We start from the raw sequence: 24,268 nt of genomic DNA, 5'->3' as shown, positions 1-24,268 counted from the left end.
AAAAAACTATAATTTATATAATGGCAATTTTAGGACAAATTAGGAGTAAACCTTGGCTTTTGATGGGAGTAATCGCACTGGCGCTTTTGGCGTTCCTTGTAAACCCCGATAGTATTGATAAGGTTTTTGGTAAAAATCCTGATGTTTTAGGAAAAGTAAATGGTGAGAAAATTACCCGTGAAGAGTTTAATGACCAGCTTTTTGTGTTACAGCAGCAGGCAGAACAACAAGGGCAGCCTAAAACTGGCCTTGAAGAACAGGCCTGGCAATTGCTGATACAGTCTAAGCTAATCAAGCAGCAATTCGAAAAAATGGGCTTCGAAATGACGGAAGATTATTTCTGGAATCAGCTTCAGTATGATCAGATGTTTGCTCAGCAGAAGCAGTTTTTCGATGAGAAAGGTAATTTCAAAACCCAGGAGCTTAAAAAACAGATCGAAGATATGAAAGCGACATCGCCGGAAGGTTACAACCAATGGCTGAAAACCAGAAAGTCTGTTGAGTACAGATTGATGGCAAGACAGGTGTTTGCTAACATTTCACAAGGTATCACGACAGGTAAAAAAGAGGCTGAAGAATTGATGAAACAGAGAGACCAGCTGGCTGATATCGACTTTGTAAAAATTGATTATACAACTTATCTTCAGAAAAATAACATCAAAGTTACGACTGAAGATCTTGCAAACTATATCAAGCAGCATCCTGTAATGTTCAAAGCTGAAGAAAGCAGAAACCTTGGTGTTGTTTATTTTCCTTCTCAACCGAGTGCGGCAGACGATGCAGCAGCTCAGAAAGAAATCACGAAGTTATTCTCAGGAGGAACTGATGCAAGTGGCGGTACGGAAAATTTCCAGAATACAAAGAACGACTCAATGTTTGTTATGGCAAATTCTGATATGCCTTACAATCCTCAGTATGTAAAGCCGAATCAATTGCCACAGACCATTCAGGCGCAGATCCCTTCTGCTGCTATCGGACAGACTTTCGGCCCTTACAAAGAACAGAATTTCTATGTAGTCTCTAAACTTTTAGATAAAAAGACTTCAGATTCTACACTATCAAGACACATTCTTATTGCTTTCAAAGGAAGTCCTGCGGGAGAAGGTGTTACAAGATCTAAAGAACAGGCTAAAAAACTGGCCGATTCTATCGGAGCTATTGTGAAAGCTAATCCTGGTAAATTTACAGAATTCCTTAAGCTTTCAAATGATCCTAATTCTGCAGCTCAGGGCGGAAGCTTAGGCTGGACGACTCCTGAAACACCATTTGTTCCTGAATTCCTGACGTATTTAGCAAACAATCCTAAAGGCGCAACAGGTGTGGTAGAAACTCAGTTTGGGTATCATATCATCAATATTGAAGATAAAAAGCCTGGAGCAATGAGTTATAAGGTGGCTAATCTGGTAAAAGCAGTTAAACCATCTGACGCTACAGAAGCGGAGGTAAACAAGAAAGCCAGCAGATTCATTCAGCAGGTTCAGGGGAAATCTTTCAACGATTTTGTGAATATTGCTAAAAAAGGAAATTATCAGTTCTCTAATCCGAAGCAGGCAAAAAGATTTGACGGTCAGCTTCAGGGCTTAGGTACGGAGAAAGATGCTGAAATCCTTGCGTGGGCTTTTGATAAGAAGAGAGAAAAAGGAGATACTGAATTATTTACAGTAGACGGGACGGGTGATAAAATTGTAGTTTACTTAAATGGTAAGCAGGCAAAAGGTACCGCAGATCCTGAATCTGTAAGAGATCAGATTGAGGTAATCGTGAGAAACAAGCTTGCTGCAAAACAGATTTCTGAGAAAATTGGTAAAGCAGGAAATCTTGACCAGATTGCAAAACAGTTTGGAACAACAAAACAGTCTGCACAGGTTAATTTATTGAATCCTTCAGTAGCAGGAGCCATGGAGCCAAAAGTTGCCGGAGCTGCATTCGGAGTAGCAAAAGGTAAGATTTCCAATCCGGTTGAAGGAGGAACAGGGGTTTATGTTTTAATTAAGAAAAATGAAACCGTAAACAAACAGCCTGGAGATCTTAAGCAGTTTACAGAATCTGTAACTCAGAGAAATGGCGGAATGTTCGGACAGGCTTGGTTAAAGAGCTTGCAGGACAATGCTGATATTGATGACTACAGAATTGAAATCTGGAACAAATTAGGTTCTCAGCAACAATAATTTATTTTTCATAAAGATAAAAAGCGGCAAAGTTTTTGCCGCTTCTTTTGTGTTTAACGCAGAGCAATAAAGAAAAACATTCATTTAAATGTATTATATTTGCTCATTAGAAAAAATTTAGCAAGTGAAGTTCAGTAAAGAATTAAAAGCTGGTATAATTGCACTTATAGCCATCGTTGGCTTTGTCGTGCTTTTCCAATTTATGAAAGGCAGAAGCCTTTTTACTACCGACAATATATTTTACGCAAAATATGAAAATGTAGAAGGATTGGCTCAATCTGCACCCGTTTCCATTAATGGATTAAAAGTAGGGCAGGTCGACAAGATTATTCCAAATACATCCAAGGATGGGAAAATTGATTTTCTTGTCAAAATCACTGTTGATAACAATTTCGAATTCTCAAAAAATTCAACCCTGGAGATTTTTGAACCCGGATTGATGTCCGGAAAAGAAATGAGAATTAATCTTATGTACGGAGGTCCAACGGCTAAGGATGGAGATACTTTAAAAGGAGCTTTTAAATTGGGTACTTTAGGAAGCCTTTCTTCTCAGGTAGGTCCTGTGAAAGATCAGCTACAAACTGTTTTGTATAGAGTAGATTCTCTGATGTCTAATGCAAACCAGGTGGTTAATGCTCAGAACAGGGAAGAAATCAGATTATTACTGGCCAATCTCAATAAAACAGTAGGAGCTTTACAAACAACAGCAGGAAGTGTAAACAGCCTTGTAGGGCATAATGATCCTAAGCTTCAGAAAGTGTTGGATGATGCGAGCCTTACCATGCAAAGTGGTAAAGTTACTTTAGATAAATATGGAAATTTAGCAGAAAGCATCGATACAAAGAGATTGAATGCCACAATTGCGAATCTTGATGCAACGGTCGGTAAGCTTAATGACGTTGTAGCCGGAATTAATAACGGGCAGGGAAGTTTAGGAAAACTGATGAAAGACGAACAGCTCTACAATAATCTGAATTCTGCATCTACAAACCTGAATTCTTTAATTGAAGATGTAAAGGCAAATCCTAAACGATATGTGAATTTCTCCGTATTTGGGAAAAACAGTAAAGATTAATTAATAATCCATGGAATATATCGCTCATATTATTTTTCTGATTTTATTAATTGTGGGTTTTGGCCTCTTCGCAAAAAGCTTGCAAAAGATTTATAGAAACATCAGATTAGGACGTGAAATCAACCGAAGCGACAGAAAAGCGGAACGCTGGGAAACCATGGCCAGGGTAGCGATGGGGCAAAGTAAAATGACAAAACGTCCCGTAGCCGGGATTTTACACCTTTTTGTCTATGTTGGTTTTGTCATTATTAATATTGAACTTATAGAAATTATTGTTGACGGAATTTTTGGAACCCACAGATTCCTGGCAACAATTTTCGGAAATACTTTCTACAGCTATTTTACGGCAACCCTTGAAATATTGGCACTTCTTGTAGTAATAGGCGTTGTTACATTCTTCATTCGAAGAAATTTTTATGGTGTAAAGAGGTTAACAATGAAAGAGCTTTTCGGATGGCCTAAAGAGGACGCCAACTGGATCCTTATCATTGAATTCGCCCTGATGATGGCTTTCTTTACGATGAATGCATCAGACTTTATTCTTCAGACAAGAGGTTATGGCCATTTTGCACAACTAGGATCTTTTCCTATCAGTGAACGAACTTTTGTACCTTTCCTGGAAATTTTCAGTTTCGACAACGGTTTTTTATTCGGAATAGAAAGAGCGGCCTGGTGGTTTCACTTTGTGGGAATTTTATTCTTTATGAATTACCTTTATTATTCAAAACATTTGCATATTATTTTAGCATTTCCAAGTACATGGTATGCTAACCTTGAAAAGAAAGGAAAATTCAATAACCTGGATTCTGTTACCAAAGAAATCAAATTAATGATGGATCCCAATGCTGATCCGTATGCAGCTCCGGCTGAAGGGCAGGCAGAAGCTCCTTCAAAATTCGGGGCAGAAGATATTTTTGATTTAAATCAGGTACAGCTGTTAAATGCTTATTCATGTACGGAATGCGGTCGTTGTACTGCCGTTTGTCCGGCTAATATTACAGGAAAAAAACTTTCGCCTAGATTGATTTTAATGAAAACCCGTGACCGCCTTGAAGAAGTCGGCCGGAACATTGATAAAAATGGAAAGTTTGAAGATGACGGCAAAAAGTTATTGAATGACTATATCACGAAAGAAGAGCTTTGGGCCTGTACAACCTGCAATGCTTGTACTGAAGCTTGTCCTGTATTGTTAGATCCGCTTTCTATCATTTTTGAAATGAGAAGATTCCTGGTGATGGAACAATCTGCAGCACCACAGGAACTGAATCTGATGATGACCAACGTGGAAAATAATGCCGCTCCATGGCAATACAACCAGGCAGACCGTCTGAATTGGACAAAAGATTAATTAATCAATTATGCAATTTGAAAATTTGAAAATTGATTAATGCATTTTCAAATTTCCAAATTCTCACATTTTCAAATTGAAAAAAATGGATTTCAACATAAAAACAATGGCAGAATATGCTGCCGAAGGAAAATCACCCGAAGTTCTGTTTTGGGTAGGTTGTGCGGGAAGTTTTGATGACCGCGCCAAAAAAATTACGAAAGCATTTTGCAAAATATTAAATAAAATCGGTGTTGAATTCGCCGTTTTAGGTCAGGAAGAAAGCTGTACGGGAGATCCTGCAAAACGGGCCGGAAATGAATTCGTCTTTCAGATGATGGCTTTAACGAACATTGAAGTTCTGAATGCTTATGAGGTGAAAAAAATTGTTACTGCTTGTCCGCACTGTTTCAATACGCTTAAAAATGAATATCCGGAACTGGGCGGAAATTATGAAGTTATTCATCATACACAGTTTCTTAGAAATTTAATGGAAGAAGGCAGATTGAAAATTGAAGGAGGAGCTTTCAAAGGAAAAAAAATTACCTTCCATGATCCTTGTTACTTAGGAAGAGCAAATGACGAGTATGAAGCGCCAAGAGTATTGCTGGAAAAGCTGGATGCAGAGCTTGTAGAAATGAAGCGTTGTAAATCAAACGGACTTTGCTGTGGAGCAGGAGGTGCACAGATGTTCAAGGAGCCAGAAAAAGGAAATAAAGATATCAATATCGAGCGAACTGAAGAAGCTTTATCTTTCGAACCTAAGGTAATCGCCACGGGTTGCCCATTCTGTAATACCATGATGACAGATGGTGTAAAGCACTTCAACAAAAATCACGAAGTTGCAGTAAAAGATATTGTGGAGCTGTTGGCTGAAGCTGAAGATTTATAAGTTAGTCTAAATGCTCAGAATTCCATGAAATCAAAATGGAGAATTTCCTTTTCTTTTATTGTTGTCATTATCGCAGCACTTAGTTTCTGGAATTATAATAACAGGATCTACGATTGGGATATGCCGGGATACATAGGTTGTCTGTATACATTGAAATATCCTGATTCTCCGGATAAGATTCGCAGATTTACGTATGAAGAGATACGGAAAAAAGCTCCTGAATATGAATTCAAAGACATTATAGGAACCCTAAAGCCTGCGAACAAAGCCCGACAGGCTTTTGCTAATAATACCAAAGCTTTTATGGAGCAACTACCTTATTATGATATTAAGGTAGGGTACAATTTCGGCATTCTCATTCTTTATGAATTGGGTTTTTCATCACCAGATTCGGTGACATTTTTAAGCATAATTTCCTATTTTATTTCAGGGTTGATTCTCTTTATTATTTTTAAAATTATTTTTCCCGGGAATTATATTTTAGCAATAGTTTTAACGGTCGGAATCATGCTTTTACCTCCCATGACCAATATGTCGAGAGTAGCAACACCCGATATGTTTGTCCTGCAGTTCTTACTTGTTTTTATGATTGGAATGCTTAAAAAGTGGAACAAATGGATTGTATTTTCTGTGCTTTTGGCTATTACAGTTTCAAGACCTGATTATGTGACTCTAACTTTAAGTTATCTGGCAGTAGCGGGAGTTTACGGATATATCCAGCAAAAGAGAGTAGATTTTGCTTTAGTATTTCAGGGAATTATTCTTTTGGCTTTATATGTTGCGATCATTAAAATTTATCATTATCCCGGATGGAAACATCTGTTTTATGACACCTTCATCCAAAGGCGCGAGTTTGTTTCAGGAACTTCACCTGATTTTAGCGTGAACGAATACTTACAAATCATTTATCATAAAATCATTTACTTTAAAAGAATTACCGTAACAGCTTTCGCGCTTCTTGGATTAATATTTTATTTTTCTAAAGATAGCTGGGTAAGAACGCTTGCAATTTTTGTTTTGGCAAATATTTATATTCGATTTGTTTTTTTTCCACATTCATCGGAACTGAGATTTTTCTTTGGATATATTGTTTTACTGATCGTCATTTTCCTATATGCATTAAGCAAAAAGTATAATGATTTCAAACTCAGGAAAATTGCGTAATTTTGAACTTTAAATAGCATTAAAATGAAGATTGAAGAATCAAATATAGTAGAAACCAACGATTACAGAGTCATTATATATCCGGCATCAAGACCTTTTGAAACAAAAGAGGCTAAAGCAATTACCGAAAAGCTTTTTGATTTTCTGGCTACCTGGGCGGCACATGGAAAGCCACTTTCATCATCTTTCAAGATTGAAAAGAATCAGTTTATTATCATTTGTGTAGATGAAGAAAAAGAAATGGCTTCCGGTTGTAGTATCGATGCGCTAGGTAAAGTAATGAGAGAAATAGACGAAGAATATCAGCTGGGTCTTTTCGACAGGATGAAAGCCAGCTTTATTGAAAACGGAGAAGTAAAAACCCTGAAGCTTATTGATTTTAAATCAAAAGTAAGAAGCGGAGAAATTTCTAAAGATATCCAGGTTTTCGACTTTTCAAAAAATACTTATCTGGAGTTTTTAGGGAATTTCCTGTTGCCTTTTGAAAGAAGTTGGGCGGCTGGGATTAAATAAAAATGAACTGGCAATCAATAAATTAAAAAGTGGAGTTTTCCACTTTTTTTGCTTTAGTTATATTTGTTAGAAATTCTGAAATAAGATTCAATTAATATTCATGAAAATATCTAAAATTCTTTTTTTAACGACCGCACACCGGCACGATGATGACAGAATATTTTATCATCAGGCCAAAGCGTTGAAAGAAGAAGGATATCATGTTAAAATATGCAGTCTTTCGTCAGAATTCAAGGGCACGGTTGACGGAATAGAAATAGAATCTTATGCCGTGCTTGAAAAAAGCATTGCAGACAAAACAAAGATTCTTGAGAATATGTGTGATGCTTATGAGCCGGACGTTATTATCTGTTCGGAACCTTTGGCAGTAATTTCTGCAAAAAAAATCAAAAAGAGAAAAAAAGTAAAAATCATCTATGATATTACTGAATGGTATCCATCGATGAGAATGGTAGAGGAGTTTTCTTTCCCTCTCAATATGATCCATGCTGTAAAGTTCTTTTTGGTTCAGTTGTATGCGGGTTTTATCAGCACTCACTACATTTTTGGTGAAAACACGAAGAAATTTCCGCTGGCTTATTTCTTTCCATTTAAAAAATCAATTGTTATACCCTATTATCCGGATGATGTTTATATTCATCAAAATATTAAACGCTTACAGCCGGGTGAAATTACACTTTGCTATACAGGACAGTTTTCAGAGGAAAAAGGGATAGATAACTTTTTTGCTGCTGCAGACAGCTTAAGAAGGAAAAGGCCGGACCTAAAAATTTCAATTCTTTTGATCGGTGGCTCAAGAAAACAAAAAGATGAAAAATACTTTTCTGAGCTGAAGAAAAAATACAATTTTGAAAACATTAAAATCGAAAAGCCGACTTCTTTTGAAACTTTTACAGAAGCTTATGCAGATGCAGATATTTGCTTTGATCTGAGAGCTCTGAATTATGAAAATCATCACTGCCTTCCGATCAAGATATTTTATTATGCAGCTTCAGGAAAACCTGTCATCTACACAGATTTAAAGGCAACCCGGAAACATGTAGACGTTTCAAAATTTGGATTTCTCGTAGATCCCCAAAATTCGGACAGCATTTCTGATCTTCTGATAAAATATATTGAAGATCCGAAACTGTATTCGGAACATGCTCAAAATGCAAGAAAAGTCTACGAAACAAAATACAACTGGAGTATGATCAGAAGTTCCTTCCTGAACTTTGTCAGAAAATCACTGAAATGATATGAAGCAAAATACTATTTTAAAGACTTTTGTTTCAAGATTTTTAATTCTGATATTAAATTTCGGACTGGTAATCTATTCTACCAACATGTGGGGAAGTGCCGGAAAAGGAGAGATTTCTATCATTATTGCAGATCTTACCATTATCAGCTTTTTCGCGAATATTTTTGTTGGAAGCAGCATGAGTTATTTTGCGACCAGGTTCAAAGTTGAGCAGATTTTACCTTTTGCTTATATTTGGGCGGTTATTGTAGGAGTTTTTGTTCCGATTGCTTTCAGTTACAATCACTCTGTAGGCTATTTATACTACCTGATCGGTCTGTCGGTAATGTCTTCACTTCTGGCTGCCAATGTTAATCTTTTTGTCGGACAGCAAAACATAAAGATGTTCAATCTTTACACCGTTTTACAACAAGCTATTCATATTTTATTTATTGTAATCATTGTTTATGTGGTCAAGATGACATCTGTTGGTTCTTATTTTATATCGCAGATAGGGTCTTATGTTGTATTATTTACAGCAAGTACAATACAGATTGCAAGAAATACGGAGACCAGAAGGATTTGTTTTACTAAAGAAATCGGCTCACAATTATTTAGCTACGGCTGGAAAATTCAATTAAGTGCCTCTCTTCAGTTTCTGAATAACAGGCTGTCATTTTATTTTCTGGAGTATTTCAAAGGAATTATGAGTGTTGGTATTTTTTCTGTAGGTGTAGCGTTTTCCGAAGCGGTCTGGACAGTCAGCCGGAGTCTTTCCGTAATACTTTATGCAGATGTTGTAAATAGTTCCAATTCTAACGACGCTATTGAAAAGACCAAAATATCGCTACGAATAAGTTTTTTAATTACGATGCTTTTTATCCTGATAATGCTTCTTGTTCCGGCTGAATTGTATGCCTTTATTTTTGGAAAAGATTTCAGCCAGACGAAGCAGATTGTTCTGTTTCTTTCGCCCGGAATACTGGCAATTGCCGTAAGCAATATTATCGGATATTATTTTGCCGGAATTAATAAGCTTAGGATTTTAAATGTAAAGTCGGTGATTGGTGTTATTTTCACTGTCATTGCTTCGTTTTATGTGATCCCAAGATGGGGAATCCCGGGAGCTTGCATCGTAAGTTCCGTTTCCTATTGCCTGTCATCAGGATTGTTGTTCTGGAGATTTTATCAGATTACGGAATTTCGTATGAAAGATTTTATTCTTACCAAAACGGAGGTTGATCTTTTATGGAGGAAAGTTTTGGGAAAATAACGTGCGGAAAACTTTGTCAAAGTTCTGAACTTTGACAAAGTTATTCAACACCGGAATATTCACCGTTAAATAATCCTCACCGTCAAATATATCAGAAGAAAATTTTTATCTTTGCTGAACATGAAGAAGAATATTTTTTTCGGAAGTCTGGTTATCTTTTTTGCCTTTCTGAGCTGCAGAACGGATGAAGATGAGTTGCAGAGAATCGACCAGATTCTAAATATTTATATGAAAAATAAAGCGGGAAGAGATCTTTTCCATAATAGAAAAGACCTGACCTATTTCACCTATTCCTTTAATGATGTAAACGGAGTGGCAGACCTTGCACCTGTTAACAGTACACTGAGAGCGACGGCAGATTCTACGCTTTTTATCGAATATATTGCCGGAGCAAAAAGAGTAGGGGTCGATTCACTGGATCCCAATAATAAAATATACCGTTCTGATATTACGGTCTCACTGATCAAGAGACTCAACAATACAATTCTGGATACGATTGAAGAAAATCTCAGGATAGAATACAGAATGACACCTTCGGTATTCGAAGTCTCAAAAGTGTATTATAATGATACTTTACGATTCACTAAACAGGAGGGCGCCCCGAATGTAGTTACAATCGTAAAATAATTTTATACATTTGCAAAACTGTTGACATTCCGGTGTTCAACATTCTAATAACTAACATCTAAATAAAATGTTACAAGTCAATTTTTTGCGCGACAACAAAGAGCGCGTTTTAGAAGGTCTTAAAAAAAGACAATTCAGAAATCTTGAGCTGGTAGACGAGGCAATCGCTACTGACGACGAAAGAAAAAGAATTCAGTTTGAACTGGATTCCCAACTTTCCGAAAGTAACAAAATTTCCAAAGAAATCGGACTTTTAATGAAGGAAGGAAAAAAAGAGGAAGCCGAATCTGCAAAATCTAAAACAGCACAGCTTAAAGAGTCGACGTCGGAATTGAAATCCCAGTTAGATGTCAAAGAAAAAGAGCTGATCAACATTCTTTATCAGCTTCCGAATATTCCTCATGAGAAGGTAAAAAGCGGAGCTTCTGCCGATGACAACGAGATCATCTATCAGTCTCACGACGTGGAAGGTCTTGGTGAAGGGGCGATTCCTCACTGGGAGCTGGCAAAGAAATATAACCTTATCGATTTTGAATTAGGGGTAAAGATTGCCGGTGCAGGTTTCCCGGTTTATCTTGGAAAAGGAGCAAGGCTTCAGAGAGCGTTGGTTCAGTATTTCCTTGACAAAAATGTTGAGAAAGGATATGTGGAAGTGAATCCTCCTCACGTGGTGAATGAAGCTTCAGGATATGGAACGGGCCAGTTACCCGATAAAGAAGGGCAGATGTATTTTATCAATGAAGATAATCTTTATTTGATTCCTACAGCCGAAGTGCCTGTTACGAACCTGTATCGTGATGTTTTGCTTGAAGAAAGAGATTTACCGATTAAAAATACGGCTTTCTCACAATGCTACAGAAGAGAAGCGGGAAGTTACGGAGCTCATGTAAGAGGTCTGAACCGTCTTCACCAGTTTGAAAAAGTAGAAATTGTAAGAATTGAAAAGCCTGAAAATTCTTATGCTGTTTTAGAAGAAATGGTAGAACACATCAAAGAAATTTTGAGTGACCTTGAATTGCCTTACCGTGTATTGAGACTTTGCGGCGGAGATACCGGTTTTGCATCTGCCATGACCTACGATTTCGAAGTATGGAGCGCTGCTCAGGAAAAATGGCTGGAAGTAAGCTCTGTTTCCAATTTTGAAACGTTCCAGGCAAACAGATTGAAGTGCCGTTATAAAACAGACGGGAAATCTCAGCTTGTTCATACCTTAAACGGTTCCGCAATGGCATTGCCTAGAATTATGGCTGCTTTGCTTGAAAACAATCAGACGGAAGAAGGAATTAGGCTTCCGAAGAAGATTGCTGAATATGCGAGATTTGAGGTAATTAATTAAATATTTAATTTTATATAAAATGCCACCGGAGTTTTTCGGTGGTTTTTTCTTTACTTAAATTTTTTCCGGGAATGTTTGTCGCAAGGGTGCAACAAGGTTTCCCGCTTCCGGGAAAGTTTGTTACTAGGGTGCAACAGCCTTTCCCGGTTCCCGGAAAAGTCATTGCAAGGGTGCAGGACGGTTTCTTGCTTCCCGGAAAGTTCGCCGCAGGCTGCAGGAAGTTTTCCGGAAACATATTCTTTAAAAATACCATTGTTTAAATAAAAGCTAAAAACCCTTCGAATGATCGTCCGAAGGGTTCTAATATGTTTAAAAATTACTTAAAATTTAATGACAGTTTGTATTGGTATGATTATGCGTATTGTGATCTCCCGGCAGGTGGCAGTCACCCTGGTTATCTTTAGATATGGTCATGGCTTCGGCTCTAGGGGAGATATATGGGATTCCCAATTCTAGGCCTCTTACAATGAATAATCCGCCCAGGATAATCATGACAACAGGCATTACCTTTAAAACCTTTATTCTGAAAGCCTGATTCATGAGGTTTCCGACCAGAACTACTGCAAACATGAACGGAAGGGTGCCTAATCCAAATAAGGACATATAAAGCGCTCCCTGCCATATTCCGCCGCTCGCAAGACTTGCCGTCAATGCCATATACACCATTCCGCAGGGAAGGAATCCATTTAATACTCCCGTCGTGAATCTTGAGCGGTAATCTGCCTTCTGGAGTAATCTTCCCAGGTTTGATTTAACCTTAAATAAAAATCTTGAAAAAAAAGGAATTTTTGAAGCAAAATCCTTTCCTCCGAAAGAAAATACGGCCATAATGATCAGGAGTATTCCCACTGCGATAGTGAGATATTGCTGAATGCCTGCCATCTCAAAGCCTTCTCCTATGATTCCTAAGATTGCTCCCAAAAGGGAATAGGTGAAAATCCTTCCGAACTGGTAAGTAAGGTTCTGGAGATAATAATTCGTAGCCTGTTTTTTGGTTAGTCCCATTGACAGGGCTATAGGGCCACACATTCCGACACAGTGAAAGCCGGACGCGAATCCTAACCCAATGGCCGATATTATAAGTGCTATTTCCATATCACATCATAATCCAGTCGATAGTCTGTTTTGTCCCTGGTCCAGCTTAATCGTAAGGTATAATTTCCTATTTTCAATACCTGAGCCGGAATTAAAAAAGATTTGCTGGCATCAAGCTGTACAGATTTGTGTATATCTAAATTCTGATCGTCGGTTCTGTTTAAAACAAATTTTACCGTTGTATTGGAATTGTTGTAGTCTTTCGGAAAAGTAATTTTTATTCCGTTTTTATCCTGGCTGTAAACCGGTTTTTCCTGTAAATCATCTGCTCTTTTTTTGGCATCAATAACATCCTGGTATTTAAGTTCTTCTTCGTAGTAATTATCCGTTACCATCTCAGAATTCTTCTGTCCGTTCGGGAAGAGAAACAACATAGAAAGTATAAAGATCATAAAGGCTGCTAATGCGATTACAACACCGTGTCCCCAACTGAATTTTTTCATTTCTTCGAAATTAATATGTTTAAAAAAACCTCAATATCCAAATCGGATGTCTGCTGATATTGAGGTTTCTGAATTAAAATTGTAATTTAAATGGCCCCTCAAAATAGGTTTGGTATGAGTCTACCAGTTTTCCATTCATATCATAAACCCCTATGGTAATATTCTGTTTGGAAAGATTCATTTCACTTTCCGGAAAGCTGATATTCACTGTACCTTTTGTAATTTTATCGCGCTCTACAGTGATTTTGCTTGAAGCACTGTAAATAACTTCTCCGTGTTTTGGTTCAATTACCTTGATGGTTACAATTTTCTTTTCATTGGTTTTATTCAAGAACGTGTAATTGTAGGTATTGGTAATTTTTCCGTCTCTTACAAAGAATGTACTTCCTGCTGGCTTAATGAATTTAGCTTCCATTTCTCCTCTGTTATAAAGGAGATATCCGAGAAATGCTGTCAACAGTACAAGAATTAAGGCAAAGCCTTTCATTCTTCCTGTAAATTTAAACTTGGTTTCTTTTTCGATCTCATTCTCTGTAGCATACCGGATAAGGCCTTTTGGAAGACCCACTTTTTCCATCACTTCATCACAGGCATCAATACATGCGGTACAATTTACACATTCCAGCTGTTGGCCATCCCGGATGTCAATTCCCGTAGGACATACTACCACGCACTGGTGACAATCGATACAGTCCCCTTTTCCGGCAGCTTTCCTGTCTTCCCCTTTTCTCCATTTTGCTCTGTTTTCTCCTCTTTTAAAATCGTAGAAAACATTTACCGTATCTTTATCAATGAGTACTCCCTGCAATCTTCCGTAAGGACATACCAACGTACAAACCTGCTCTCTGAACCATGCAAATACAAAATAAAATGCTGCTGTAAAGAGAATCATTACTATAAAATTGGTAGGATGGGCAAATGGCCCTTCAGAAACAATGGCAAATACTTCTTTATATCCAACAATATACATGAACATAAAGTGGGTGATGATGATTGAAATGATAATATAAATCGTCCATTTCAGTCCTCTTTTCCAGATCTTTTCCGTATTCCATTCCTGACGGTCGAGTTTCATCTGCTTATTCCTGTCTCCCTCAATTGCATATTCTATTTTACGGAAAATCATTTCTAGGAAAATTGTCTGAGGGCATATCCAACCGCAGAAAATTCTACCGAAAGCAATCGTAAACACAATAATGAAAATAAGGGAAGCAATCGCTCCAAGGGTAAGTATGAAAAAATCCTGAGGATAGAAAGGCTGTCCGAAAATGAAGAACTCCCTGTCGATCACGTTGAATAAAATAAGTGGATTACCATTAATCTTAATAAACGGAACCGAAAAATAAATCAACAATAAAATACAGCTTACGATATACCTGTAATTGGTATACTTTCCTTTAGGCTTTCTGGGATAGACCCATTTCCTTTTCCCGGACTGATCCATGGTGCCTATAGAATCTCTGTAAGTCTCAGGGTCCAGAACCTGGCCCTGTCCGCCGCGTGCTTCTATTTCTTCTATATCTGACATTGTAATATATTTAAAAAAAGAAAAACATAATTCGTTACTATTTTTTAATGTAATAACAAATTATGTTTTTTCATATGTTTCTAATTTTTTAGTTAAAATTATTCTTTTTCCCAATGCGCTTCAGTTCCCTGAGGAGCTGCTCCACCCTGAGCTGGCGTTACCGGAGGCAATTCCTGGTTGATATGATATACATACGCTGCAATTTTTTCAATTTCAGCACCGGAAACTTCCCCGTTTTTACCAAATGGTCTCATCGATGGGTTGGTAGGAGATCCATTCCAGTCCATATGGAATACATTTTTGAATAATGTTTTTTCCGGCTGGTTGATCCAGTAATTATCCGTAAGGTTCGGACCGATACCACCACTACCATCTTCTTTGTGACAAGACGCACAGTTTGTTTTGAAAAGCTCTTTACCTTCTGCAATATTATCAGCTGAATATTTAGCTGTTTCAATTGTTACAGGCGGCTGGGTTTTCTGATATTCTTCAATACTTGCTAACTGCTCTTTGTATTCTTTTTCATATTCGTTTAGCGGGTGAGCAAAATCGGTGAACGAGAATGCTGCAACATAAACAATACAAAAAACGGTCCCAAAATAGAACAAACCTACCCACCATTTTGGTAATTGGTTGTCTAATTCCATAATTCCGTCAAACCCGTGGTCGATAAGGATATCTTTCTCTTCAGCAGCAGATTGTTTTTTAAATGCTGCATTGTACAACCTTGTGAAATAAGGTACTTTTTTCTCTGCTAAATAAGCTGCTTTCTCATCAGCAGACAGCTTCTTGAATTTATTGTTTTCAATAAGATCCCCGATAGCACTGTGAATATATGCCAAAATACCAGCAATGACTACAGTACCCCAGAAATAAGGTGATCCCAGAAACTCATAACTTTGTACAAACAGATAATAAAAAACTATTAAAAGTCCGATTATTATTAAGATGTTTACAAAAACCGGTGTTCTTTGTTTCATAATAAAGTAGATTAATTTTTTACATTAAATCGTCATCCTGATCATCATTCAGAGGAGCTTCTTCTTCTTCCTTGTAAAACTTTTTAGGCCTGCTAAAAACGTATATTACCAATGCTACGAAGAACAGCATAAAGAAAATCAGAGCCAGGGTCTGGTAAAAACCAGCGTTATCGGTATTGGATAATATATCTTTAAAGTTCTGAGGTATCATGATGGGAACTTTTTAATGTTAGTTATTACTTGCTGTTTTAATTTCAGTTGTTTTGATATCGGTTCCTAATCTCTGCAGATAAGAAATAAGGGCCACGATCTCTTTTTTCTCCAGTTCACCTTTAGGTCTTTTTGCATAAGCATCTTTAAGATCTGGTGCTTCTGACAATATATCTCTTACGATCTTTGTTGCCTGATTGTCTGCCCATGAATTTGCAGAGTCAATTTCTGCCTTTGTATAAGGTACTTCAAATGCACTCTTCATAAGCTTCATTTTATCAACCATTTTAGATCTGTCCAGATTCGTAGCGATCAGCCATGGGTAACGAGGCATGATAGAACCTGCGGAGGTAGATCTTGGGTTATACATGTGCTTATAATGCCATGAACTTGGGTTTTTACCCCCTTCTCTGTGCAAATCCGGTCCGGTTCTTTTTGATCCCCAAAGGAAAGGTCTGTCGTATACGAATTCCCCTGCTTTTGAGTATTGCCCATTTTTACCGTTAAATCTTACAATCTCATCTCTGAATGGTCTTACCATCTGTGAGTGACACGCATTACACCCTTCTCTGATATAGATATCTCTACCTTCTAATTCCAGTGGAGAATAAGGCTTCACTGCTGAAATGGTAGGTACACTTTTCTTAAGGGAGAGGGTAGGAATAATTTCTACCATACTACCGATTGAGATCGTAAGTAAAGATAGAATACCCATCAATACAGGCGTTCTTTCCAGCCAAAGGTGAGTTCCTTCTCCTTCTTTACGTTTTGCATTGATGTTTGCCAAAGCAGGAGCTTCTGCAGGCACATCTTTCTGGAATGATCCTTTTCTTACTGTAGCAATAAGGTTTACCACCATTAAAAGAGCTCCTGAAAGGTATAATAATCCTCCGAAGAATCTCATTTTAAAGTAAGGGATAATAGCAGTTACCGTATCCAGCCAGTTTTTCCAAACCAACGTTCCGTCTGGGTTAAACTGTTTCCACATTAATCCTTGTGTGAAACCTGAAATATACATAGGAACTGCATAGAAAATAATTCCTAATGTTCCCAGCCAGAAATGCCAGTTAGCAAGTTTTGTTGAGTATAATTTCGTTCTCCACATGATTGGGATCAGATAATAGATCACCCCGAATGCCATGAAACCATTCCATCCAAGTGCACCTAAATGTACGTGACCGATTACCCAGTCTGTAAAGTGACCGATTTTATTGATGTTTTTTGTAGCCAAAAGTGGACCTTCAAATGTTGCCATACCATAGCAGGTAACAGCTACAACAAAGAATTTTAATATCGGATTTTCTCTTACTTTATCCCAAGCACCTCTTAATGTAAGAAGTCCGTTCAGCATTCCTCCCCAAGATGGTGCGATAAGCATGATAGAGAAACCAGTTCCTACTGCCTGTGCCCAAGCCGGTAAAGCAGTATATTGAAGGTGGTGAGGACCAGCCCAGATATAAACGAAAATTAATGACCAGAAGTGAATAATAGACAGTTTATAAGAGAAAACCGGTCTGTCAGCAGCTTTTGGTAAGAAATAATACATCAATCCTAATACCGGAGTTGTCAATACGAATGCAACGGCATTATGACCGTACCACCATTGTACGATAGCATCTTTTACCCCTGCATACGCTGAATAAGATTTCCAGCCTGTGAAAGATAAAGGAACCTCAAGGTTGTTAAAAATATGAAGCATTGCTACGGCAATCCATGTTCCGATATAGAACCAGATGGCTACATATAAATGTCTTACTCTTCTCTTAGCAATGGTTAAGAACATATTTGCCCCGAAAATCACCCATGAAATGGTAATTAAAATATCGATTGGCCATTCGTGTTCTGCGTACTCTTTGGAAGTATTAATTCCCATAAAGAATGTAACGTAAGTCACTAAGATCATGATCTGCCATGTCCAGAAATGGATCCATGACAATGTGTCACTGTACATTCTTGTTTTTAACAGTCGCTGCAAAGAATAATATACTCCTACATAAACGACATTCATTACGAATGCAAAAATAACAGTACTTGTGTGCAACATCCTGATTCTTCCAAATCCAAATGCACCGTGTGTGTTTATCAAGCCCTGTATACCACCACCTAAACTATTAATGGTTGTATCATCTGTTCCGAAAAAGAATTCCGGAAGCTCAGGGTAGAAAAGCATTAATGCAGCTGTAAGCCCAAACAAAAACCCTATGATCCCGAAAACTACGGTCGCATAAAGGAATGCCCGGACAATACTGTTGTCATAACTAAACTTTTGTGTTTCCATATCAACTATTCACTTTTTTCTTCAATTTTTTTACTTTCTCCTTTTTCATCATCGTGTTCTCTGTTGCCTGTATCTTCTTTTTTCTTGATTTCATCAGAGTCAAAAAGAATTCTTACAGCAGGGGATTCGTCATCCTCAAACTGTCCTTTTCGGGCATACACTATAAACACGATCAGGAAAACCGCAGCCAAAGAAACGCTGCAAAGGATCATTAAATATAGAATATCCATTAGACAACAAAATTAACCTATTTTCGGGGTTCAAATTTAGTGAAAAATAATGACATTCGTCACGAAATACGGCGTTCAGCTAATTTAAAATCAGTCTAAATAAGGGCGGTTACGAGTGGTTTTTGAAATATTTTCTTCCCAGGATCCAGGTCGAAAGTGTTGTGAATGAAACGACCGTGATGGAACTTGCCGGCATAATTAAAGCTGCAAAAAGTGGATGCATATGTCCTGTGACTGCATAACTTAAACCAACAACATTGTAAAGAAAACTTATTATAAATGTCATTTTGACAATTGTCATGGAGCCTTTGCAGACATTCAGGTATTTATCAAGCAGAACTACTTTTTCTCCATTCATGATGACATCGGAAGAGGGAGTAAAGCTGTTGGTGTCATCTGCAATTGCTATTCCTACATTGCTTTGCTTCAAAGCTCCTGCATCATTTAATCCGTCTCCCAGCATGGCAACTTTAAGGTTTTGATCCTGAAGGTTTTTGATGTAATTAAGCTTATCTTCCGGGTTTTGGTTAAAAGCCATTCCCTTGTATGCGGGAATTAGTTCTTTGAGTTGATTTTCCTCTGAAGAATTGTCGCCACTCAATATGAAAACGTTGTATCCTATAAGTTTTTTAAATAAATTTTTAAGATTTTCTCGATATTCATTTTTAAAAATAAATTTTCCTAAAAACTCATCGTTTTTACTGATATAAACCGCCGTTTCAAGATTTTTGGATTCCTGATTATTGTATCTTGCGGAGCCGATCTTGTAGGTGTTTCCTCTCACGCTTGCTTCATAGCCTTTTCCTGAAATTTCCCTGAAACTTTCCACCGGGAAATATTCATCATTTACTTCAATAAATTCATACAGAGATTTTGAAAGTGGATGATTAGAATTCTTTAATAGAGTTTTAATATTCAGTAAATCAAATTCTTTAATCTCAACGCCTTCGTATTTTATATTTGATTTTTTTCTATGGGTGATCGTTCCTGTCTTATCAAAAACAATCGTATCTAGTTTGGCGATTTTTTCTATCGTTAAAGTATCTTTTACATAAAATTTGTTCCGTCCTAAAATCCTCATAATATGACCAAAGGTAAAAGGAGCAGACAACGCAAGCGCACATGGGCAAGCAATAATTAAGATCGCAGAAATGACCTGAAACATTTTATCTAAATCAATAAAATACCAGTAGATTCCGGATGCTAAAGCAATACCTAAAATAATGAATGTGAAATATTTGCTAACGTTGTTCGTTAAGGTGTCTAATCCGGTCTCGTGTTTTTTAAATGCCTCCTTATTCCAAAGCTGTGTTAAATAACTTTGGTCGACATTTTTAATGACTTCCAGTTCAAGAGAAGATCCTATTTGTTTTCCTCCTGCAAAAATTTTATCTCCCGGCTGCTTGCTGATCGTTGCGCTTTCACCGGTAATAAAACTGTTGTCTATATTTCCTTCGCCGTTAATCAAAATGGCATCAACCGGAATGATTTCCTGATTTCTTACTAAAATACGGTCTCCGATTTTAATTTCCGAAAGGAGAATATTGTCCTGTTTTCCTTCAAAATCAACCTTCGTAACGGCAATAGGATAGAAAGATTTGTAATCCCTGTCGTATGAAAGTGCATTATAAGTTCTTTTCTGAAAAATTTTACCTAAAAGCATGAAAAACAGTAATCCGCATAAAGTGTCAAAATACCCCGGTCCGTAATCGGTAGCAACCTCGTAAAGACTGCGGCCGAAAAGAACGATAATTCCCAACACAATAGGAACATCAATATTTACAATTTTATTTTTTAGTCCGTACCATGCCGATTTATAATAATCAGATGCCGAATATACCACTACAGGAATGGCAAGCACGCACATTAAAGCTCTGAAAAGACCTTTGTAATGATCCATCCAGTAATCTTCGCCACCGATATATTCCGGGAAAGAAAGAAACATTCCGTTTCCAAAGGCAAAAGCAGCGATAGCAAATTTTACCAATAAGGATTTATCTAAATGTTCAACATTTTTATCGGCTGTTTCAAGACTGATTATAGGTTTGTATCCCAGATTTGTAAGGAAATTGGCTAATTCACTTAATTTTAAATCATTATGATTAAACGAAATCTGTAAAGTTTTTCTTGTAAAGTTTACCTGAGAATAATTAATATGATTATTCAAAGTATGAAGGCTCTCCAACAACCAAATGCATGAAGAGCAGTGGATTACAGGGATTTTAAAAGTTACCAGGCTGGTGTTTCCCTCGGAAAAGTCAGTTACTTTCTCAAAAATTTCAGGTGTATCAAGATAATCGAATTGCGATGAGCTTTCATCAGGACGGATTCCGGCCCGCTTATTTAGTTCGTAAAAGTTACTTAAATTATTGGTGTTCAGGATCTCATAGACCGATTTACAACCGTTGCAACAGAAAGTTTTTTCATCAAATAAGATTCTTTCCTTTTCGATCCCCTGACCACAATGAAAACAGTTCTCGCTCACCTTCATAAATTATTGAACTACAAAATTATAACAATTTTTTTTGTTTATCGAGTTAAAAAGTTCTATTTTTGTGATAAATGTCATATAAAATGTCGCAGGAACAACAGATTGCAATCGAAGATAGGTTCGCCAGAGTTTTTAATGATAAATCATTTAAAGAACGACTTTCCAGTGCTGATTTTGAGAAGTACATCAATGCCAAAAAAAAGCTGAGTTTTCAGAAGCATGATACAATTTTTGAAGATGGCGAAAGTCCGAAAGGAGTGTTCGTTCTGGAAAAAGGAGCGGCTAAACTTTCAAAGTCCGGAGCATTTGGGAAAGACCAGATTCTAAGATTCATTAAAGAAGGTGATATCATCGGGTATCGTTCTCTGCTTTGCGGAGAAAATTTCCAGGCAAAAGCGGAAGCCATGACAGATATTGAGGCTACTTTTCTGCCGGCAGATATATTTATGTATCTTCTGGAGGTAGATCCACAGCTTTCTTTTGTTATGCTTCAGAAAATTTCTTACGAACTGGGCGAATCTTCCAATACTATTACTTTCCTTGCACAAAAGACGGTGAGAGAAAGACTTGCGGAAATTCTATTGCTTTTGGAGCAGAAATTAGGTGTCGATCCGGAAGGTTTCATTAAAATCTCTTTAACGAGGGAAGAGATTGCCAACATCATCGGAACGGCTACGGAAAGCGCCATTCGTCTCATTTCCGAATTCAAGGGAGATAATCTCATTGAAGTAGACGGAAGAAATATCAAAATTCTCAACCACGACAAATTAATGAAACTCGGTCACGTTGTTTTATAAAATCATACAAAAATTCAAGTCGGCCCAGCGCCGACTTTTTAACGTTTAAAAAATAGATACATTATGTCTGTTCATTCTGAAATTAAAAAAGTTACAACTGAAACCTTGCGCAAAATGAAATTTGACAAGGAAAAAATAACGATGCTTACGGCATACGATTTTACCACTGCTAAAATGGTGGATGCGGGAGGAATTGATGCGGTTTTGATCGGTGATTCTGCGGCTAACGTAATGGCGGGTTTTGAAACAACGCTGCCGATTACTTTAGACCAGATGATCTACCATTCTCAAAGTGTAGTCAGAGGAACCGACAGAGCTTTGGTTGTAGCCGATTTACCTTTCGGAACTTATCAGAGTAATCCTGAAAAGGCTCTGGAATCAGCAGTTAGGATGATGAAAGAAGGAGGTGCTCATGCCGTGAAAATTGAAGGTGGAAAGGAAATTTCAAAATCGATAAAAAAAATCATCAATGCCGGAATTCCTGTGATGGGACATTTAGGGTTAACGCCTCAGTCTATTTACAAATTCGGAACTTATAAAGTACGAGCAAAAGAAGAAGCAGAAGCCGAAAAATTAATTGCTGATGCACAACTTTTGGAAGAATTAGGTTGTTTTGCAGTTGTTTTAGAGAAAATTCCTGCAGATTTAGCCAAAAAAGTGACGGAAGCAATTTCAATTCCAACCATTGGAATCGGAGCCGGAGCACATTGTGACGGACAGGTTTTGGTATATCACGATATGGTAGGAATGAACAAAGGTTTCAGTCCTAAATTTTTAAGAAGATATCTTGATCTTTATACAGAAATCACAGGAGCCGTGGCGCAATATGTAAAAGATGTAAAAAATCAGGATTTTCCAAACGAAACCGAAAGCTACTAATTTTTATATTCAATAATGAAAAATCAACAATCTATTCAGGGAATTTTATCCATCGTTGCATTGCTTTGTCTTGCTGCGGGGTGGTTTAATTTCTTTTCCGAAGACATAAATCTGTTACTTTCAAGGAAAGTATTTTATGTACTGATCGGGATCAGTTTTTTCCTGCAGGCTCCTTTTTTAAATAATAAAAATTTCGTGTACGCCATGTATGGTGCTGCTGCATTATGTATTGTGGGCGCATTGTTTCCTATAGAGTGGAAAATTTCAGGAATAAAAACAATTGGCCTCTTAGCGGGAATTATCCTTTCATTTACAAACAGACCCACTTACCGTCAGTAGATCATGGAGGAACAGATTGTTTATGAAGACAACCATCTTTTAGTGATTAATAAAAAAGTCGGACAGCTCGTTCAGGGTGATAAAACCGGCGATGAATCATTATTGGATTCCATTAAAAACTTCATAAAAAAACGAGATAATAAACCGGGAAATGTTTTTCTTGGTCTGGTTCACCGTATCGACAGGCCTACTTCGGGTTTGGTGATTTATGCTAAAACTTCCAAAGCACTGTCCCGTTTGACGCAAATGGTTAAAAACCGTGAGATCACAAAAACGTATTGGGCAGTTGTAGCGAAAGAAATGATTCCTGAAACCCAAAGACTCGTTCATTATTTAAAGAAAAACGAAAAGAACAATAAAGCTATTGTTTTCCCGAAAGCGACGGACGGTGCCAAAGAGGCCATTCTTACGTATAACATTATTAAAACATTAGACAATTACCTTTTGCTGGAAATTGATCTTGAAACCGGGAGACATCACCAGATCAGAGCGCAGTTATCTAAAATAGGAGTTCCGATTAAAGGTGATTTGAAATACGGTTCTCCACGCTCCAATCCGGACGGAGGCATTAATCTACATGCCAGAAAACTGGAATTTATTCATCCGGTTACCAAAGAAAATATTGAAATTACGGCTCAGGTTCCACAGAATGATGCAATCTGGAGAGCTTGTGAATAATGATTATTTTAAGTTTACAAATTAAAATTACGTAGAAACCCCTATCATAAAATAGTAGATTCCCTGTAATGATATTTGTTTTTTAGAAATAAATTTACATGAATAATGTAAAGAATAATAATCATGCTTACCCTTGGACAACTTAAAGAAGCTACTTGCGCCAAATCAGCGGATGCTTCAAAATTCTTACCGTATGTGATAACAACCTGTGATATGTTTTCTATAAATACTTCCACAAGAATACTTAATTTTTTGGCTCAGGTGGGTCATGAAAGCGGAGGCTTGTTTTATACTGAAGAACTTGCAAGCGGAAGTGCCTATGAAGGAAGAAAAGATTTGGGAAATACTCAAGAAGGGGATGGCGTAAAATACAAAGGTCGCGGATTGATTCAGATAACAGGAAGAAATAATTATGGAGCAGTTTCAAAAGCATTAGGCACAGATTTTATCTTGAAACCAACACTTTTGGGTGGGAAAAATGTGAATAAATGTAGTGAAACCCAGTTAAAAAATGCTGCAGAAAGTGCAGGCTGGTTCTGGAATAGCAGGAAATTAAATGCTTTGGCTGATCAGATTGATATCACCAAAAGTATTGATGTAGGAGATAATTTGGCTGCTTTCAAAAAAATTACAAAAGCTATCAATGGAGGTTACAACGGCTTGCCAGACAGACTTAATCGTTATAAAGCTGGACTTAGCTATTTTCTATAAATTTTAAAAAAAACA

General features: G+C 37.3%; 24 protein-coding genes. 16 read left to right on the top strand and 8 right to left on the bottom strand.

Annotation, left to right across the window (positions count from 1 at the left end):
• The first annotated feature begins 20 nt into the window (after positions 1-20).
• From AC3WV0_RS11100 to AC3WV0_RS11050, 11 genes are all read left to right on the top strand, one after another.
• Positions 21-2,168, top strand: a complete 2,148-nt coding sequence (locus AC3WV0_RS11100) for a peptidylprolyl isomerase (RefSeq protein WP_488846145.1) — start codon at positions 21-23, stop codon at positions 2,166-2,168.
• Positions 2,169-2,292: 124 nt separating this feature from the next.
• Complete coding sequence (locus AC3WV0_RS11095) at positions 2,293-3,243, top strand: MlaD family protein (protein ID WP_488846144.1); 951 nt, start codon at positions 2,293-2,295, stop codon at positions 3,241-3,243.
• Positions 3,244-3,253: 10 nt separating this feature from the next.
• A complete protein-coding gene (locus AC3WV0_RS11090) occupies positions 3,254-4,591 on the top strand; it encodes a 4Fe-4S dicluster domain-containing protein (protein ID WP_488846143.1) in 1,338 nt (445 codons plus the stop codon).
• Between the two features lie 85 nt (positions 4,592-4,676).
• Positions 4,677-5,462, top strand: coding sequence for a (Fe-S)-binding protein (locus AC3WV0_RS11085; protein WP_488846142.1), 786 nt, complete (start codon positions 4,677-4,679; stop codon positions 5,460-5,462).
• Positions 5,463-5,486: 24 nt separating this feature from the next.
• On the top strand, positions 5,487-6,626 hold the full coding sequence (locus AC3WV0_RS11080) for a hypothetical protein (RefSeq protein ID WP_488846141.1): 1,140 nt from the start codon (positions 5,487-5,489) through the stop codon (positions 6,624-6,626).
• A 24-nt stretch (positions 6,627-6,650) separates the two neighbouring features.
• Positions 6,651-7,139, top strand: a complete 489-nt coding sequence (locus AC3WV0_RS11075) for a hypothetical protein (RefSeq protein ID WP_090000607.1) — start codon at positions 6,651-6,653, stop codon at positions 7,137-7,139.
• Positions 7,140-7,239: 100 nt separating this feature from the next.
• Positions 7,240-8,376 (top strand): glycosyltransferase, encoded by a 1,137-nt coding sequence (locus AC3WV0_RS11070; RefSeq protein ID WP_488846140.1) that lies wholly within the window; start codon positions 7,240-7,242, stop codon positions 8,374-8,376.
• Position 8,377: 1 nt separating this feature from the next.
• The gene (locus AC3WV0_RS11065) at positions 8,378-9,631 is read left to right on the top strand and encodes an MATE family efflux transporter (protein ID WP_488846139.1); all 1,254 of its coding nucleotides are present in this window, start codon (positions 8,378-8,380) and stop codon (positions 9,629-9,631) included.
• A 120-nt stretch (positions 9,632-9,751) separates the two neighbouring features.
• Positions 9,752-10,258, top strand: coding sequence for a hypothetical protein (locus AC3WV0_RS11060; protein ID WP_488846138.1), 507 nt, complete (start codon positions 9,752-9,754; stop codon positions 10,256-10,258).
• Between the two features lie 67 nt (positions 10,259-10,325).
• Positions 10,326-11,594: a serine--tRNA ligase gene (serS, locus tag AC3WV0_RS11055; RefSeq protein WP_488846137.1), complete on the top strand. Its 1,269-nt coding sequence runs from the start codon at positions 10,326-10,328 to the stop codon at positions 11,592-11,594.
• 71 nt (positions 11,595-11,665) lie between these two features.
• Entirely contained in the window at positions 11,666-11,854 is a 189-nt protein-coding gene (locus AC3WV0_RS11050; RefSeq protein WP_488846136.1) for a hypothetical protein, read from the top strand.
• Positions 11,855-11,921: 67 nt separating this feature from the next.
• Here AC3WV0_RS11050 and AC3WV0_RS11045 read toward each other — a convergent pair whose 3' ends face one another.
• The 8 genes from AC3WV0_RS11045 to AC3WV0_RS11010 form a co-directional block, all read right to left on the bottom strand.
• Positions 11,922-12,689 (bottom strand): sulfite exporter TauE/SafE family protein, encoded by a 768-nt coding sequence (locus AC3WV0_RS11045; RefSeq protein ID WP_488846135.1) that lies wholly within the window; start codon positions 12,687-12,689, stop codon positions 11,922-11,924.
• Positions 12,680-13,132: a FixH family protein gene (locus AC3WV0_RS11040; protein WP_488846134.1), complete on the bottom strand. Its 453-nt coding sequence runs from the start codon at positions 13,130-13,132 to the stop codon at positions 12,680-12,682. Before AC3WV0_RS11040 ends, AC3WV0_RS11045 begins: the two co-directional genes overlap by 10 nt.
• 73 nt (positions 13,133-13,205) lie before the next feature.
• Positions 13,206-14,660 (bottom strand): cytochrome c oxidase accessory protein CcoG, encoded by a 1,455-nt coding sequence (gene ccoG, locus AC3WV0_RS11035; RefSeq protein ID WP_488846133.1) that lies wholly within the window; start codon positions 14,658-14,660, stop codon positions 13,206-13,208.
• A gap of 98 nt (positions 14,661-14,758) precedes the next feature.
• Positions 14,759-15,640, bottom strand: a complete 882-nt coding sequence (locus tag AC3WV0_RS11030; protein WP_488846132.1) for a cbb3-type cytochrome c oxidase N-terminal domain-containing protein — start codon at positions 15,638-15,640, stop codon at positions 14,759-14,761.
• Between the two features lie 19 nt (positions 15,641-15,659).
• Positions 15,660-15,851, bottom strand: coding sequence for a cbb3-type cytochrome oxidase subunit 3 (locus tag AC3WV0_RS11025; protein WP_488846131.1), 192 nt, complete (start codon positions 15,849-15,851; stop codon positions 15,660-15,662).
• Between the two features lie 18 nt (positions 15,852-15,869).
• Positions 15,870-18,128: a cytochrome-c oxidase, cbb3-type subunit I gene (gene ccoN, locus AC3WV0_RS11020; RefSeq protein ID WP_488846130.1), complete on the bottom strand. Its 2,259-nt coding sequence runs from the start codon at positions 18,126-18,128 to the stop codon at positions 15,870-15,872.
• Between the two features lie 5 nt (positions 18,129-18,133).
• Positions 18,134-18,358, bottom strand: coding sequence for a cbb3-type cytochrome oxidase assembly protein CcoS (gene ccoS, locus AC3WV0_RS11015; RefSeq protein ID WP_488846129.1), 225 nt, complete (start codon positions 18,356-18,358; stop codon positions 18,134-18,136).
• A gap of 109 nt (positions 18,359-18,467) precedes the next feature.
• Positions 18,468-20,843: a heavy metal translocating P-type ATPase gene (locus tag AC3WV0_RS11010; RefSeq protein WP_488846128.1), complete on the bottom strand. Its 2,376-nt coding sequence runs from the start codon at positions 20,841-20,843 to the stop codon at positions 18,468-18,470.
• An 89-nt stretch (positions 20,844-20,932) separates the two neighbouring features.
• Here AC3WV0_RS11010 and AC3WV0_RS11005 point away from each other — a divergent pair, with 89 nt between their 5' ends.
• The 5 genes from AC3WV0_RS11005 to AC3WV0_RS10985 all read left to right on the top strand — a co-directional run bounded on the left by AC3WV0_RS11005 (position 20,933) and on the right by AC3WV0_RS10985 (position 24,253).
• Positions 20,933-21,646 (top strand): Crp/Fnr family transcriptional regulator, encoded by a 714-nt coding sequence (locus tag AC3WV0_RS11005; RefSeq protein WP_089856448.1) that lies wholly within the window; start codon positions 20,933-20,935, stop codon positions 21,644-21,646.
• 63 nt (positions 21,647-21,709) lie between these two features.
• Positions 21,710-22,525: a 3-methyl-2-oxobutanoate hydroxymethyltransferase gene (gene panB, locus AC3WV0_RS11000; protein ID WP_488846127.1), complete on the top strand. Its 816-nt coding sequence runs from the start codon at positions 21,710-21,712 to the stop codon at positions 22,523-22,525.
• Between the two features lie 15 nt (positions 22,526-22,540).
• The gene (locus tag AC3WV0_RS10995; RefSeq protein WP_488846126.1) at positions 22,541-22,864 is read left to right on the top strand and encodes a hypothetical protein; all 324 of its coding nucleotides are present in this window, start codon (positions 22,541-22,543) and stop codon (positions 22,862-22,864) included.
• Positions 22,865-23,542, top strand: a complete 678-nt coding sequence (locus tag AC3WV0_RS10990) for an RluA family pseudouridine synthase (protein WP_488846231.1) — start codon at positions 22,865-22,867, stop codon at positions 23,540-23,542.
• 123 nt (positions 23,543-23,665) lie between these two features.
• Positions 23,666-24,253 (top strand): glycoside hydrolase family 19 protein, encoded by a 588-nt coding sequence (locus tag AC3WV0_RS10985; RefSeq protein WP_488846125.1) that lies wholly within the window; start codon positions 23,666-23,668, stop codon positions 24,251-24,253.
• Positions 24,254-24,268: the final 15 nt, after the last annotated feature.

The sequence above is a fragment of the Chryseobacterium sp. 27AL genome (genome assembly GCF_057815395.1).
Note: the sequence above shows the minus strand (reverse complement) of the source record. Positions and strands in the feature narration are given on the sequence as shown.